We start from the raw sequence: 14,851 nt of genomic DNA, 5'->3' as shown, positions 1-14,851 counted from the left end.
AACCTTGAACAAAACCCAACCGCGAGGACCCATGGCCTTTCCCAGCCGTCATTCCCTATTCCCGTTCCTGACCTGGCTGCCACGACAGACCCGCGCCAGCGTCGGGCGGGACCTGATTGTCGGCCTCAGCGGTGCGATTCTCGCGTTACCCCAGTCGATCGCCTACGCACTGATCGCTGGTCTGCCGCCGGAATACGGCCTGTACGCGGCGATCCTTCCGGTGTTGATCGCCTGCCTGTGGGGTTCCTCATGGCACCTGATCTGCGGTCCGACGGCGGCAATTTCGATTGTCCTGTACGCCAGCGTCAGCCCGCTCGCTGTGCCGACGTCTGAGGACTACATCACCCTGATTCTGCTGCTGACGTTCCTCGCCGGGATTTTCCAGTGGCTGCTCGGTCTGCTGCGCTTCGGCGCGCTGGTGAATTTCGTTTCGCATTCGGTGGTGCTCGGCTTCACCCTCGGTGCCGCCGTGGTGATCGCCATCGGGCAATTGCCCAATCTGTTGGGGCTGGAATTGCCGGCCAACACCACGGCGCTCGCCAGCCTGATGGACCTGTTGCGGCATCTGGGGGCTGTGGATAAACCGTCGCTGATGCTTGGCGTCGCAACGGTGATCGTCGGCGTAATACTGAAAAAACTCCTGCCGCGCTGGCCGACGCTGTTGATCACGCTGGTGCTGGCCAGCCTGCTGGTGTGGCTGTGGCCGGCGATGTTCGGCCATGTGCATCTGGTCAGTGCTTTCGTCGGGCGCTTGCCGCCGTTCAGCACTTTGCCGCTGGATCTTGAAGTGATCCTGCGCCTGCTGCCGAGCGCCGTGGCGGTGGGCATGCTCGGGCTGGTGACCAGTCTGTCGATCGCCCGTTCGATTTCGGCGCGCTCGCAGCAGCTTCTTGACGCCAATCAGGAAGTCCGCGCACAGGGCTTGTCGAACATTGTCGGTGCGTTCTTTTCCGGGTCGCTCTCAGCCGGATCGTTTACCCGTTCGGGCCTGAGCTACGAGGCGGGCGCCTGCTCGCCGCTGGCCGGGGTGTTCTCGGCGATCTGGGTGGCGTTGTTCGCAGTGTTCGGCGCGGGGCTGATCGCGCACATTCCGATCCCGGCGATGGCCGGCAGCATCCTGTTGATCGCCTGGGGCCTGATCGATCACCGCGGCATCCGCGCCTTGCTGCGAGTCAGCCGCGCCGAGTTCGTGGTGATGGCTTTGACTTGCCTTGCGACCTTGCTGCTGGAATTGCAGACGGCGATCTACGCCGGGGTGCTGGCGTCGCTGTTCTTCTACCTCAAGCGCACCTCGCAACCACGGGTGCAGCACTGGCGCGACGGTGACGACGATGTGCTGCGGGTGGGCGGCTCGATCTTTTTCGGCGCCAGCCATTATCTGCAAGTGCGCCTGCAACGCTTGCACGGCGCGCGAGTGGTGATCGAGGCGCAGCAGATCAACTTCATCGATTACTCGGGGGTGGAGATGCTGCATCAGGAAGCGCGGCGCCTGCTGGGCCAGGGGCGCAGCCTGACCTTGCGCCGGGCACGGCCGCCGGTGGTGGAGGAGTTGAGGAAGCTGGAAGGGGCGCAGAAGTGTCCGATCCGGTTTGAAGACTGAGCACCGCATGCCCCCTGTAGGAGTGAGCCTGCTCGCGATTGCGGTGTGTCAGTTGAAACTTTGTGCCTGACACACCGCAATCGCGAGCAGGCTCACTCTTACAGGATATTATTGCGCCAACTGGCGGCGCAGCTCGGCCAGTACCGGCGCGGTATCCGGGCGCACACCGCGCCACAGCCAGAACGCCTCGGCCGCCTGTTCGGCGAGCATGCCCAGACCATCCATCGCCAGCGCCGCGCCGTGCTCAGTGGCCCAGCGGCAGAACGCGGTCGGTTCCTTGCCGTACATCATGTCGTAGCACAGGGTCTGGCCCGGCTCGATCAGGCTTGGCGCGATCGGCGGCACGTCGCCGGTCAGGCTGGCGGAGGTGGCGTTGATGATCACGTCCACCGGCTCGCGCAGCCAGTCGAAACCACTGGCCGACACCGGTCCCAGGTCGCAGAACAACTCGGCGAGCAGCTCAGCCTTGTCCACCGTGCGATTGGCGATGATCACCGAGGCCGGTTTCTCCGCCAGCAACGGCTCCAGCGCACCCCGCACCGCGCCACCGGCGCCAAGCAAAAGGATACGTTTACCTGTCAGGCTGAATCCGGCGTTCACCGTCAGATCGCGGACCAGCCCGGCGCCGTCGGTGTTGTCGCCGAGCAGTGAGCCGTCGTCCAGTTTGCTCAAGGTGTTCACTGCACCGGCGCGCTGCGCGCGTGCGGTCAGGCTGTTGGCCAGACGGTAGGCATCTTCCTTGAACGGCACCGTCACGTTGGCGCCGCGCCCCTCTCGAAAGAACGCGGTGGCGCAGCCAGCAAAATCGTCGAGCGGCGCCAGCAGCGTGCTGTAGTCGAGGCGCTGACCGGTCTGCTCGGCGAACAGCTGGTGAATCATCGGCGACTTGCTGTGGCCGATCGGGTTACCGAAAACAACGTAACGATCCATCACCCGTCCTCAGGCCTCGGCCAGCCAGTCGCGATCCTGCAGGAAGTACTCGGTCAGGCGCGCCTCTGCGCTGCCAGGTTCAGCCTTCCAGTCATAACCCCAGCGCACTTGCGGCGGCAGCGACATCAGAATCGATTCGGTACGCCCGCCAGATTGCAGGCCGAACAGGGTGCCACGGTCGTAAACCAGGTTGAATTCGACGTAGCGGCCACGGCGGAATTCCTGGAATTCGCGCTGCTGAGCGGTGAAGGCGTCTTTCTTGCGCCGTTGCACAATCGGCAGGTACGCCTCGATGTAGGCGTCGCCGATAGCCCGCATGAACGCAAAACTGGTGTCGAAATCCCACTCGTTCAGATCATCGAAGAACAATCCGCCAATGCCGCGCGGCTCGTGCCGGTGCTTGATGTGAAAGTAGGTGTCGCACCAGGCCTTGTAACGCGGATAGACGTCCGCACCGAACGGTGCACAGGCTTGCTCGGCGACGCGGTGCCAATGAATGCAATCTTCCTCAACGCCGTAATACGGGGTCAGGTCGAAACCGCCGCCGAACCACCAGACCGCTTCTTCGCCTTCTTTTTCAGCGATGAAAAAGCGCACGTTGGCGTGGGAGGTCGGCACATGCGGGTTGTGCGGGTGGATCACCAGCGACACACCGAGCGCCTCGAAACCACGTCCGGCCAATTCCGGCCGATGGGCGCTGGCCGATGGCGGCAGGCCGCTGCCAAACACGTGGGAGAAATTGACGCCGCCCTTTTCGATCAGCGTGCCGTTTTCCAGCACACGGGTACGCCCGCCACCGCCCGCCGGCCGGGTCCAGGCGTCTTCGACGAAGCATTTTCCGCCGTCCTCGGTTTCCAGCGCAGCGCAGATGCGGTCTTGCAGATCGAGCAGATAGGCCTTTACGGCGTCGGTGCGGGTCGTCATGGCTTCACCTTGAATCGGGCGGCGCCCCGGCAGGCGGGCGGCGCAAATGGGCGCACAGCATACCATCGCAGACCGCCGCGCCGCAGTTGACGAAGATCAACCAGCGGAGTTGGATAGAGGGCTTACCGAAGACCCAAGGAGAGCAGGCAGATGGCAAAGCGTATCCAGTTCCGCGCCCACGGCGGTCCCGAAGTGCTCGAATATGTTGACTACGAACCCGCTGCGCCCGGCCCTAATCAGGTGCGCGTGGCCAACCAGGCGATCGGCCTGAACTTCATCGACACCTATTACCGCAGCGGCCTCTATGCCCCACCCGCGTTACCGTCTGGTCTGGGTTCGGAAGGCGCCGGCACCGTCGAGGCAGTGGGCAGCGACGTCACCCGGTTCAAAGTCGGCGATCGCGTGGCATACGGCAGCGGCCCGCTCGGCGCCTACAGCCAGGTGCATGTGCTACCGCAGGACAATCTCGTGCACCTGCCCGATGAAATCAGTTTTGAAACCGCCGCTGGGGTCATGCTCAAAGGTCTGACCGTGCAGTACCTGCTGCGCCAGACCTACGAACTGCAGGGCGACGAAACCATTTTGTTCCACGCCGCGGCGGGCGGCGTCGGGTCGCTGGCCTGCCAGTGGGCCAAGGCGCTCGGCGTGAAGCTGATTGGTACCGTCAGTTCGAAGGAAAAAGCCGAACTGGCCAAGGCCAACGGCGCCTGGGCCACCATCGATTACAGCCACGAGAACGTTGCCGAGCGCGTGCTGGCCCTGACTGACGGCAAGAAAGTCCCGGTGGTGTATGACGGCGTCGGCAAGGACACCTGGTTCACATCCCTGGACAGCGTGGCGCCACGTGGCCTGCTGGTGAGTTTTGGCAATGCTTCGGGCGCGGTCGACGGCGTCAATCTGGGCATTCTTGCCGCGAAGGGCTCGCTGTACGTCACCCGGCCTACGCTGGCGACCTACGCCAACAGCGCCGAGAACCTGCAGCGCATGGCCGACGAACTGTTCGATATGATCATCAGCGGCAAGCTGAAGGTCGACATCAGCCAGCGCCATGCATTGGCGGATGCGGCGAAGGCACAAACCGAACTGTCGGCACGGCGCACCACCGGCTCCACGATCCTGTTGCCGTAAGTTGATAATCGGCGAACTCTTCCATGAGTTCGCCGATTATCTTCCAGCTATATCAAGTACATCTTCCGGTGAAGTTTCTTCGCCGCCGGCCTACGACCGGCAAACTTCCTGCGCAACTTCTTCGATTCATATACAAGCCATTTCTCCGCCCACTCTTCGATCACTGGCGGATCAATACTGACGGTTATATTCATCACGATACTCCGGCTGATGCGCGTTCATGTTCACAGGCTGATCCAGAGCCATCAATATCTGTCGCCACTCGGCGGACAACAGCCAATAATCGCCCCGGGCCCGTTGTTCGATATGCATCGCGTGCGAAGCGATCGGACTCAGGCCGAATCGCTGAAACAGTTGCCGCTGCGGCGTTCTGCACAGAGCCGTCACCCCCTGATAGCCACGATCGATCGCCCATTGCGCGGCGGTGGCGAGCAGGCCATTGATCGACACTGGGCGGTGCTGTTGAGAATGGGTGATCAGGCGACTGAACTCGACGTGCCGGGCCAATGCCACGGTAGGAGAAACATGATGCTGCGCCAGTGAGGCCCATTCGAACGGCGCCGGGGTTGCCCGCAGCACTGCAATGAGTTGATCTCGCTGGTACAGCAAAAAGTGCGTGCTGCGTGAGGCGATCGCCAAGCGGGTATCCAGTGCCCGGGCTCTGGAGGTCAGCATGTAATGCTGCAATCGCAGGCGAAACTGCCGATTGATGAAGCGTTCAAATTCCCCGGCATCCGACCCGGCCTCAAGAATGGCCACACGGTAATCAGCCTGTTGATTCTTGAGTGTCTCCTGAAAGCCCTGCAGATAATCCTTGAGGTGTAAATCCGTAATATCCATTACTTCTCCGCAGCCATTAACATTTCGAAGTTGTTTCAAGCACATTGAAAGAATGGATGCTTTTGGAAATCTCGCCACTGCACGCGTTCTGATAATCCCGTGGGAAAATTTACGGCTATTTCAGACTCAGAGATTCATCTGACGCAGGAAAGAACAATGGCGACGGATAAGTGTTAAACAGATGCAGGACTAAATTGCAGGCATGCGCAGAACTCCTCGTCTATACCGCCGAGGAGTGCGCAAAAAATATAAAAGAATGGCGTCAGTCAGGACGAATGACGTTACCGCTGGCCAGATCGCGGATCACGCTGGGATTCTTGCGTCCGCCAAGGCTGCCGCCCAGCACCAGGTCGACCTGCCCACGGAAATACTGCTCGACGCGCAAGCGCGTGCGCGCTGGCGGTCGCCCCTGGGGATTGGCCGATGTCGAGATCAGCGGCCCGACCAGCGAGCACAAATCGCGCACTTGCGGGTGGTCACTGACCCGCAGCGCCACGGTGTCATGCACACCTGTCACCCATTCCGGCAACAGGTTCTGATGGGGTACCAGCCAGGTGTTCGGCCCTGGCCAGGTGCTGGCCATGCGGTCGATCCAGTCCTGCGGAAAGTCTTCGAACAGGAAATCGAACTGGCGGATATTGTCGGCGACCAGGATCAGCCCTTTGCTGACCGAGCGATTCTTGATCGCCAGCAAGCGATCCACTGCGTCTTCATTCCACGGGTCGCAACCCAGCCCCCAGACGGCTTCGGTTGGATAGGCAATCACCGCGCCGGCGCGAACTTCACGCGCGGCTTGTTGCACACGCCAACTGTTGACCATGAAAAACTCTCCACAAACAGGTTTCGCGCAGTTTACCGATCTTCCCCGTAAAACCTAGCTCGACCGTGCCAGCCAGCGACCGTTTTCGCATACCGCCCGGCCGTCGATCTCAAGTTCGGTCAGCGTCGCCAGCACTTTGGACAGCGCCCAGCCACAGCTCGCGGCCAAGGCTTCGCTGGTGTGCGGCGCCGCGTGAAGCAGCGCAAGCAACGGATGGTCGGCCTGGGTTGGCGCTGTGGATAACAGCGGCTGCTGCCAGCCACGCAGGGCTTCGAGGATGTGTTCGATGGTTTCCACGAGCACCGCGCCGTCGCGGATCAACTGGTGACAACCACGCGCACCGGGATGATGGATCGAGCCCGGAATCGCATAAACTTCACGCCCTTGCTCAGCCGCCAGTCGCGCGGTGATCAATGAGCCGCTGGCTACGCTGGCCTCGACCACCAGCACACCGAGGGACAAACCGCTGATGATGCGGTTGCGCCGTGGAAAGTTGCTCGCGGTTGGCCCGGCGTCCAACGGGAACTCGGAAAGCACCGCGCTGCCCGAGGCAATCATCGCCTCAGCCAGGCGTTTATTGCGTTGTGGATAAAAATTTTCCAGCCCGGTGCCGAGCACGCCCACGGTGAGCCCGCCGACGTCCAATGCCGCCTGATGCGCAGCAGCATCGATGCCCAGCGCCAGCCCACTGGTGATGACAAAACCGGCCCCGGCCAGACTGCGGGAAAACGCAGCCGCCGTGTCCATGCCCGGACGCGAAGCGCGGCGGCTGCCGACCATCGCCAGCTGCGGCTTTTCCAGAATCGACGGATCGCCGGCGACGAACAACAGCGGCGGTGGATCGGGAATTTGCGCCAGCAACGCTGGATAATCCGCTTGATCCCACATCAGCAAATGCTGATCGGGACGCTCTAGCCAGCGCATTGCGTGGCTGGCGCCGTCGCGCACCGTCGGACAACGCCGTGCCTCGGCACAGGCCGCCGGCAACCCCAGCGAGCGCCAGGCACTGGCCGGCGCACTGATGGCTTTCGACGCCGAGCCGAAGGCTTCGAGCAGTTTGGCAAAACGCTTGGGGCCGATATCCGGCATGCGGTGCAGGCGCAGACGCGCCTCCAGTTCCGCCGGGGAAATGGCCGTACTGACAGACAACATGAATGGATCATCCTTGATCGTTCTATGCTCCGAACCATTCGGAACAAGCTGTGGATAACTCTGTTGGTAACTTGTTAAGCAAGCTTACGGATTTCGCACCTTGTCGAGCACCGCCAGCGAACGTGAAGCGTTGAGCACCAGGCCGTAACTGAGTTTGTCGTAGGTGCGGAATACCATCAGCAGGCCGGCGCGTTCATCGGGAATCTTCAGCGGCTGGCCGGTGATCCGGTCACGCACCGTTTCACCGGTTTTCATCACCGCCAGTACGTTGCCTTCGGCCAGTCCGTCGCGTTTGCCCTTGTTCAGGGTGACCACGTCCATCGCGCCGATCTGCGTGACACCGCGGGGCACATCGATGATCAGACCGTCGATCGAACGCTTCGGCGCGCTGGGCATGAAAGTCGAATTGATCGAGCGTTCTTCACCGCCGAACAGGCGGTCACCGAGGCGCACTTCCTGGGTGGTGCGCTGCAGGGCGAGGGTGGCGACGTCGCCTTCGGTCGCAACAATCTCGCCACCACCGATATCGTCGGCGTTGATGCCGAGAAACTCCTTGGTCTGCGGGTCGGTGTAGACCTTGCCCTGGCGGAAGATGCCGTACACCGGCTGCTCCGGATCGAAATGGCCGCGTGCGAAGATGCGGTCACCGGTGCCACTGAGCACCCGCTCGGCATCGCCGGCGACGATGTACGGCGCCTTCTCGAAGTCTTCGGCCTTGTCGACGATGCGGTTGCTCAGCAGAAAGCTGTTGATCGATTTCAGCGGAATGCTCGGAATCGCCTCGGCCACCGGGCTGGTGCGAATTCGTGGCGAGAGCTTGATGGTGCCGCGCGACTCGCCACGATTGACGGTCAGTTGCGGCTGGCCGTCGACGTAGCTGAGGGTCAGCGTGTCACCGGGATAGATCAGGTTGGGGTTTTCGATCCCCGGGTTGGCGCGCCACAGTTGTGGCCATTGCCAGGGCTCGCGCAGGTATTTGCCGGAAATGTCCCAGAGGGTGTCTCCGGAAACCACCGTGTATTGCTGTGGAAAACCATCCCTGAGTTGCACTTGCCCTTGAGCGGCGCCGGCCGAAGCCAGAAGCAGCAGGGCGAGTAGTGTTTTCCTCATGCAGTGAATCCCTTTATCATGTGCATTCGCGTGAATCGTCAGAGCCCCCGTGGCTCGCTTCTGTTTTTCAGAAGCTACGCTTCACAACGGTAGCCTGCATCTTCGGACCCGCCAGGCCATCGACCCGACTTTACTCAACGTGTGCAGCAATCGAAGCCTATGGCCATTTTAAACATCCTCGAATTTCCGGACCCACGTCTGCGCACTATCGCCAAACCAGTGGCCGTAGTGGACGACGAAGTGCGTCAGTTGGTCGACGACATGTTTGAAACAATGTATGAAGCGCCGGGCATCGGCCTCGCCGCGACCCAGGTCAACGTGCACAAACGTATCGTCGTGATGGACCTGTCCGAAGACCGAACCGAGCCACGGGTGTTCATCAACCCCGAGTTCGAACCGCTGACCGACGACATGGACCAGTACCAGGAAGGCTGCCTCTCGGTACCGGGCTTCTACGAAAACGTCGACCGCCCGCAGAAGGTCAAAATCAAGGCGCTGGACCGCGACGGCAAGCCCTATGAGCTGATCGCCGAAGGCCTGCTCGCGGTGTGCATCCAGCACGAATGCGACCACCTCAACGGCAAATTGTTCGTCGATTACCTGTCCACGCTCAAACGCGACCGGATCAAGAAGAAGCTGGAAAAGCTGCACCGCCAGAACGCTTGATGCCCCTCTTCAAAGGCTTGCTGCGGCAAGCCTTTTTCTTTTTATGAGACGCCTTTCATGACTGAGCCACTGCGCATTGTTTTTGCCGGTACCCCGGAATTTGCCGCCGAACACCTCAAGGCCCTGCTGAGCAGCCCGTACGAGATCGTCGCGGTCTACACCCAGCCGGATCGCCCGGCCGGCCGTGGGCAAAAACTCATGCCGAGCCCGGTCAAACAACTCGCGTTGGAAAATAATATCCAGGTGTTGCAACCGCCGACCTTGCGCAATGCCGACGCCCAGGCTGAACTGGCCGCGCTCAAGCCGGACTTGATGGTGGTGGTCGCCTACGGTCTGATCCTGCCGCAAGCGGTGCTGGATATTCCGCGCCTGGGCTGCATCAACAGCCATGCGTCGCTGCTGCCGCGCTGGCGCGGTGCGGCGCCGATCCAGCGCGCCGTCGAACACGGCGATGCCGAAAGTGGCGTAACCGTGATGCGCATGGAAGCCGGCCTCGATACCGGGCCGATGCTGCTCAAGGTCGTCACTCCGATCAGCGCCGAAGATACCGGCGGCAGTCTGCATGATCGCCTCGCCGAGATGGGTCCGCCCGCCGTGGTCCAGGCGATTGCCGGTCTGGCTGCCGGCACGCTTGAAGGCGAGGTGCAAAACGATGAGCTCGCCACCTACGCGCACAAACTGAACAAAGACGAAGCGCGCATCGACTGGAGCCGTCCGGCGCTTGAGCTTGAACGCCTAGTACGCGCCTTCAACCCGTGGCCGATCACCCACAGCACGCTCAATGGCGAAGCGTTGAAAGTGCTGGCCGCGACAGTGGCCGAAGGCACTGGCGCTCCGGGCGAAATCCTCAGCGCCAGCAAGGACGGCCTGATCGTCGCCTGCGGTGCCCAAGCGCTATGCCTGACCCGCCTGCAACTGCCCGGCGGCAAAGCCCTGAACTTCAGCGATCTGTTCAACAGCCGCCGCGAGAAGTTCGCCGTCGGCAGCGTGCTCGGCGCAGCGGTGGACGCGCAATGAACCCGCGTCTGGCCGCCGCCAAGGCCCTCGCTGCCGTACTCAGCGGCAAGGCTTCGCTGAACAGCTCACTGCCGACGCAACTGGACAAGGTCGAGGATCGCGATCGCGGTTTCACCCAGGATCTGGCCTTCGGCACCGCACGCTGGCAGCCGCGTCTTTCAGCGCTGGCGGAAAAACTGCTGCAGAAACCATTCAAAGCCGCCGACGCCGATGTCGAGGCGCTGCTGCTGGTTGGTCTGTATCAATTGCTCTACACCCGTGTACCGGCCCACGCCGCCATCGGCGAAACCGTCGGTTGCGCCGACAAGCTGAAAAAGCCTTGGGCCAAAGGTCTGCTCAACGCCGTGCTGCGAAATGCCCAGCGCGAAAGCGAGACGATTTTCGCCGAACTAGAACGCGACCCCGTAGTGCGCACCGCTCACCCGCGCTGGCTGCAAAAATCCCTGAAAGCCTTCTGGCCGGAACAATGGGAAGCGATCTGTGCAGCGAACAACGCGCATCCGCCGATGATCCTGCGGGTCAACCGCCGCCATCACAATCGCGACGCTTATCTCGCGCTGCTGGGGGAAGCCGGGATCGCCGCGACACCTTGCGTGTACAGCCGCGACGGCATCGTCCTCGAAGCCGCCGCCGATGTACGCAGCCTCCCGGGTTTCGCCGAAGGCTGGATCAGCGTGCAGGATGAAGCCGCGCAACTGGCCGCCGATCTGCTCGATCTGGCGCCCGGCCAACGGGTGCTCGACGCCTGCTGCGCCCCGGGCGGCAAGACCTGCCATATCCTCGAAGCCGAACCGGCGCTGGCCGGCGTAGTCGCGGTGGATCTGGAAGCCAAACGGCTGGTGCGCGTTAAGGAAAACCTCGAACGCCTCGGCTTGAACGCTGAACTGATCGCCGCCGACGGCCGCGATACGGCGAAGTGGTGGGACGGCAAACCGTTCCAGCGCATCCTCCTCGATGCGCCGTGCTCGGCCACCGGGGTGATCCGCCGCCATCCGGACATCAAGCTGACCCGCCAGCCCGACGACATCGTCGCCCTCGCGCAACTGCAAGGCGAACTGCTCGACGCCATGTGGAAAACCCTTGAGGTCGGCGGCATCCTGCTCTACGCCACCTGCTCGACGCTGCCGACCGAGAACACTGAAGTCGTCGCCGCGTTCCTTGAGCGCACTCCGGGTGCCCGCGAACTGGATCTGGCCACCAGCGCCGGGATCAAGCAGCCCCATGGTCGCCAATTGCTGGCCCAGCAGGGCGGGCATGACGGGTTCTACTACGCCAAGCTGATCAAGATCGCTGCCGCGCGCGGCTAAACGGATTCATGGAGTGACTGGATGAAAATCATCATCCTCGGTGCGGGACAGGTCGGCGGTTCGCTGGCCGAACATCTGGCCAGCGAGGCCAACGACATCACCGTGGTCGACACCGACGGCGAGCGCCTGCGCGACCTCGGCGACCGCCTCGACATCCGCACTGTGCAGGGCCGCGGCTCGCTGCCGTCGGTGCTGCGTCAGGCCGGTGCCGACGACGCCGACATGCTGGTCGCGGTGACCAACAGCGACGAGACCAACATGGTCGCCTGCCAGGTCGCGCACACGCTGTTCCACACGCCGACCAAGATCGCCCGGGTGCGCGAAGCGTCGTACCTCAACCGCGAGGAACAGCTGTTCCAGAACGAAGCGATTCCGGTCGACGTGCTGATCAGCCCCGAGCAAGTGGTGACCAATTACATCAAGCGCCTGATCCAGCATCCCGGCGCCTTGCAGGTGATCGACTTCGCCGAAGGCGCGGCGCAACTGGTGGCGGTGCGCGCCTATTACGGCGGGCCGCTGGTGGGTCAGCAACTGCGCCAGTTGCGCGAGCACATGCCGAACGTCGAAACCCGCGTGGCGGCGATCTTCCGCCGTGACCGGCCGATCCTGCCCCAGGGCGACACGGTGATCGAAGCCGATGACGAAGTGTTCTTCATCGCCGCCCGTGAGGACATCCGCGCGGTGATGAGCGAAATGCGCCGTCTCGACGAGACCTACAAACGCATCGTCATCGCCGGTGGCGGGCAGATCGGCGAGCGCCTGGCCGAGGCCATCGAAAGCCGCTATCAGGTGAAGATCATCGAGATGAGCCCGGCGCGCTGCCGCTATCTCTCCGACACCCTCGACAGCACCGTGGTCTTGCAGGGCAGTGCCTCGGACCGCGATCTGCTGCTGGAGGAGAACATCGCCGACGCCGATATCTTCCTCGCCCTGACCAATGATGATGAAGCCAACATCATGTCCTCGCTACTGGCCAAACGGCTGGGGGCGAAGAAGGTCATGACGATCATCAACAACCCGGCTTATGTCGACCTGATCCAGGGCGGCGACATCGACATCGCCATCAGCCCGCAACTGGCGACCATCGGCACCTTGCTCGCCCACGTGCGCCGCGGCGATATCGTCAGCGTGCACTCACTGCGACGGGGCGCGGCGGAAGCGATTGAAGCGATTGCCCACGGTGATGCGAAATCCAGCAAGGTGATCGGCAAGCCGATCGAGAAGATCGGCCTGCCGCCGGGCACCACCATCGGCGCGGTGATCCGCAACGAGAAAGTGATCATCGCCCACGACCACACGGTGATCGAAGCGGGCGACCATGTGATTCTGTTCCTTGTGGATAAAAAACATATTCGCGATGTGGAGAAGCTGTTTCATGTGGGTCTGAGCTTTTTCTGATCCGATTTTCGTGTGTCCAGCCTGCTCGCGAAAGCGGTATGAAAGACTCGCAGGTTCTCTGACGAACAAAAGAAAGGAATCCACCAATGCTCGAATCCCTGGAAAAAATGCTCGCCAAGGGTGTGGATAACGCTCTGTTGCGCTTCGGCCTGGGCAAGGGTTATCTGGATCTGGGTGAAAACGCCAGGGCTGCCGAGCATTTTCAGCGCTGTGTGGCGTTCGATCCGAAATACTCGGCAGCGTGGAAATTGCTGGGCAAGGCGCAGCTGGCGCTGGGCGATCACGCCGCTGCGCGTCAGGCCTGGGAACAAGGCCTGGAAGCGGCCCGCGCCCAGGGTGACAAACAGGCCGAAAAGGAGATGACGGTGTTCCTGAAGAAGCTCGAGCGACAGGCGCCTTGAGCTACCGATTGAGCAAGGCGAGCCCGTCTGCATCAACCGTCACGCTATCGAGGTTGCTCAGTACCAACGCGCCTCACCCGGCGGACGCTTCTTGAAGCGTTTCATGCTCCACATGTACTGGCTCGGATACGCCGCGACGTAACGCTCGACCACTTTGCTCATGGCTGCGCAGGACTCTGCGGTATCGGTGCTGTACATCGCTTCTGGCGCGGCTTCGAGGATCACTTTGTAGCCTGAGCCGTCAGGCAGGCGCAGGGCGTGCAGGAACACTCCGACCGCTTTGCCGCCGGCGAGCATGTTCGGCACGAATTTGCTGGTCAGTGCCTGAGTGGCGAAGAACGGCACGAAAATCCCGGCGGACTCGGCCGGTTCCGGGTCGGCGGGAATGCCAACTGCACCACCCTTGCGCACTTCCTTGATCACACTGAGGATGCCCTCCTTGGTGGAAGCAGCGACCTTGTTGCCCAGTTGCACGCGCTGTTTGCGCAGCAATTCATCCACAGCCTTGAGCTTCGGCGGACGGTAGAAAATGATCGGTTTGCACTGGCTGCAATAGAAATGGTTGAGCACTTCCCAGTTGCCCAGGTGGCTGGTGATGCCGACCACGCCTTTGCCCGAAGCCAGCGCATCCTTGAGCACATCGAGGCCTTCGACTTCGCGGACCAGATCAATCGAACGCTGCGCCGGCCAGATCCATGCGCAGGCGCTTTCTGTCAGCGACTTGCCGATGTCCTTCAGACTCTGACCGACCAGACGCTCGCGCTCGGCCGCATCCATCTGTGGAAAACACTTGGCAAGGTTGATCCGCACCACGTCGCGGGAGCGGTTGGGGGTTTTCCACATGATCCAGCCGATCGCCGAACCCACGGCTTGCACGGCTCGCCATGGCAGCAGGGCAAACAGCCGCAGAGCGCCTACCAGCAAGGCGCCTTTAAACTTTTCCACAGGTCACTCCTGATTATGTGCGATGCGCGAGGCGGGCATTCTAACCGCCGTTGGCAAGCTGCGCGTAGCGGTCGCAATCCTGGGTGTGGTCCATGACCATGCCCGAGGCCTGCATCAGCGCGTAGCAAATGGTCGGGCCGACGAAGGTGAAGCCGGCCTTTTTCAGCGCTTTGCTCATCGCCAGCGCTTGGGGGGTGATCGCCGGGACTTCGCTGCGATCCTTGAAATGATTGATGATCGGTCGGTCGCCAACGAACGACCAGAGGAACGCCACCGGATCCTCCAGCGCCAGCCAGGCTTGCGCATTGCGCCGGGCAGCGTTGAGTTTCAGGCGGTTGCGGATGATGCCAGGGTCGAGCATCAGTTCATCGATCTCGGCGTCGCTCATCTGCGCCACGCGCTGCACATCGAAGCCGAAGAGCACCTGACGATAACGCTCGCGCTTGCGCAGCACGGTGATCCACGACAGCCCGGCCTGGAACCCTTCGAGCAAAAGCAACTCGAACAAACCCTGCGCATCGCGTAGCGGCGTGCCCCACTCCTGATCGTGATAAGCCATGTACAGCGGATCTTCGGTACACCAAAAGCAGCGTGGCATAAGGCTCCAGGGGGC

The 14,851-nt window shown here is 62.1% G+C and carries 15 protein-coding genes; 7 read left to right on the top strand and 8 right to left on the bottom strand.

What is annotated here, in order from left to right:
• Positions 1-31 precede the first annotated feature (31 nt).
• On the top strand, positions 32-1,600 hold the full coding sequence (locus BLU71_RS22165; protein ID WP_083353892.1) for a SulP family inorganic anion transporter: 1,569 nt from the start codon (positions 32-34) through the stop codon (positions 1,598-1,600).
• A gap of 108 nt (positions 1,601-1,708) precedes the next feature.
• Here BLU71_RS22165 and aroE read toward each other — a convergent pair whose 3' ends face one another.
• Both aroE and hemF read right to left on the bottom strand, forming a co-directional pair.
• The gene (gene aroE / locus BLU71_RS22160) at positions 1,709-2,530 is read right to left on the bottom strand and encodes a shikimate dehydrogenase (protein ID WP_042608261.1); all 822 of its coding nucleotides are present in this window, start codon (positions 2,528-2,530) and stop codon (positions 1,709-1,711) included.
• A 9-nt stretch (positions 2,531-2,539) separates the two neighbouring features.
• On the bottom strand, positions 2,540-3,454 hold the full coding sequence (gene hemF, locus BLU71_RS22155) for an oxygen-dependent coproporphyrinogen oxidase (protein ID WP_083353891.1): 915 nt from the start codon (positions 3,452-3,454) through the stop codon (positions 2,540-2,542).
• Between the two features lie 150 nt (positions 3,455-3,604).
• Here hemF and BLU71_RS22150 point away from each other — a divergent pair, with 150 nt between their 5' ends.
• A complete protein-coding gene (locus tag BLU71_RS22150) occupies positions 3,605-4,582 on the top strand; it encodes a quinone oxidoreductase family protein (RefSeq protein ID WP_083353890.1) in 978 nt (325 codons plus the stop codon).
• Between the two features lie 171 nt (positions 4,583-4,753).
• Here the strand turns inward: BLU71_RS22150 and BLU71_RS22145 are convergent, their stop codons facing one another.
• The 4 genes from BLU71_RS22145 to BLU71_RS22130 form a co-directional block, all read right to left on the bottom strand.
• Positions 4,754-5,467 (bottom strand): hypothetical protein, encoded by a 714-nt coding sequence (locus tag BLU71_RS22145; protein ID WP_231982433.1) that lies wholly within the window; start codon positions 5,465-5,467, stop codon positions 4,754-4,756.
• Positions 5,468-5,684: 217 nt separating this feature from the next.
• Entirely contained in the window at positions 5,685-6,242 is a 558-nt protein-coding gene (locus tag BLU71_RS22140; protein WP_042608257.1) for an L-threonylcarbamoyladenylate synthase, read from the bottom strand.
• Between the two features lie 54 nt (positions 6,243-6,296).
• Complete coding sequence (gene dprA / locus BLU71_RS22135) at positions 6,297-7,394, bottom strand: DNA-processing protein DprA (RefSeq protein WP_083353889.1); 1,098 nt, start codon at positions 7,392-7,394, stop codon at positions 6,297-6,299.
• Between the two features lie 84 nt (positions 7,395-7,478).
• A complete protein-coding gene (locus BLU71_RS22130; protein WP_064365214.1) occupies positions 7,479-8,504 on the bottom strand; it encodes a LysM peptidoglycan-binding domain-containing protein in 1,026 nt (341 codons plus the stop codon).
• A 159-nt stretch (positions 8,505-8,663) separates the two neighbouring features.
• Between BLU71_RS22130 and def the strand changes: the two genes are divergently transcribed.
• From def to BLU71_RS22105, 5 genes are all read left to right on the top strand, one after another.
• Entirely contained in the window at positions 8,664-9,170 is a 507-nt protein-coding gene (gene def / locus BLU71_RS22125; RefSeq protein WP_042608254.1) for a peptide deformylase, read from the top strand.
• A 57-nt stretch (positions 9,171-9,227) separates the two neighbouring features.
• Positions 9,228-10,187, top strand: a complete 960-nt coding sequence (fmt, locus tag BLU71_RS22120) for a methionyl-tRNA formyltransferase (RefSeq protein WP_042608253.1) — start codon at positions 9,228-9,230, stop codon at positions 10,185-10,187.
• Positions 10,184-11,494 (top strand): 16S rRNA (cytosine(967)-C(5))-methyltransferase RsmB, encoded by a 1,311-nt coding sequence (gene rsmB / locus BLU71_RS22115; RefSeq protein WP_083353888.1) that lies wholly within the window; start codon positions 10,184-10,186, stop codon positions 11,492-11,494. The genes fmt and rsmB overlap by 4 nt, the downstream gene beginning before the upstream one ends.
• 21 nt (positions 11,495-11,515) lie before the next feature.
• Positions 11,516-12,892, top strand: coding sequence for a Trk system potassium transporter TrkA (gene trkA, locus BLU71_RS22110; RefSeq protein WP_042608251.1), 1,377 nt, complete (start codon positions 11,516-11,518; stop codon positions 12,890-12,892).
• Positions 12,893-12,978: 86 nt separating this feature from the next.
• Complete coding sequence (locus BLU71_RS22105; protein WP_083353887.1) at positions 12,979-13,293, top strand: tetratricopeptide repeat protein; 315 nt, start codon at positions 12,979-12,981, stop codon at positions 13,291-13,293.
• A 57-nt stretch (positions 13,294-13,350) separates the two neighbouring features.
• Here BLU71_RS22105 and BLU71_RS22100 read toward each other — a convergent pair whose 3' ends face one another.
• Positions 13,351-14,238 (bottom strand): lysophospholipid acyltransferase, encoded by an 888-nt coding sequence (locus BLU71_RS22100; RefSeq protein ID WP_024014955.1) that lies wholly within the window; start codon positions 14,236-14,238, stop codon positions 13,351-13,353.
• A 40-nt stretch (positions 14,239-14,278) separates the two neighbouring features.
• Positions 14,279-14,836, bottom strand: coding sequence for a DNA-3-methyladenine glycosylase I (gene tag, locus BLU71_RS22095; RefSeq protein WP_042607974.1), 558 nt, complete (start codon positions 14,834-14,836; stop codon positions 14,279-14,281).
• Positions 14,837-14,851 lie beyond the last annotated feature (15 nt).

The sequence above is a fragment of the Pseudomonas moraviensis genome (genome assembly GCF_900105805.1).
GTDB lineage: Bacteria > Pseudomonadota > Gammaproteobacteria > Pseudomonadales > Pseudomonadaceae > Aquipseudomonas > Aquipseudomonas moraviensis_A.
This window is presented reverse-complemented; position numbering and strand designations above follow the sequence as displayed.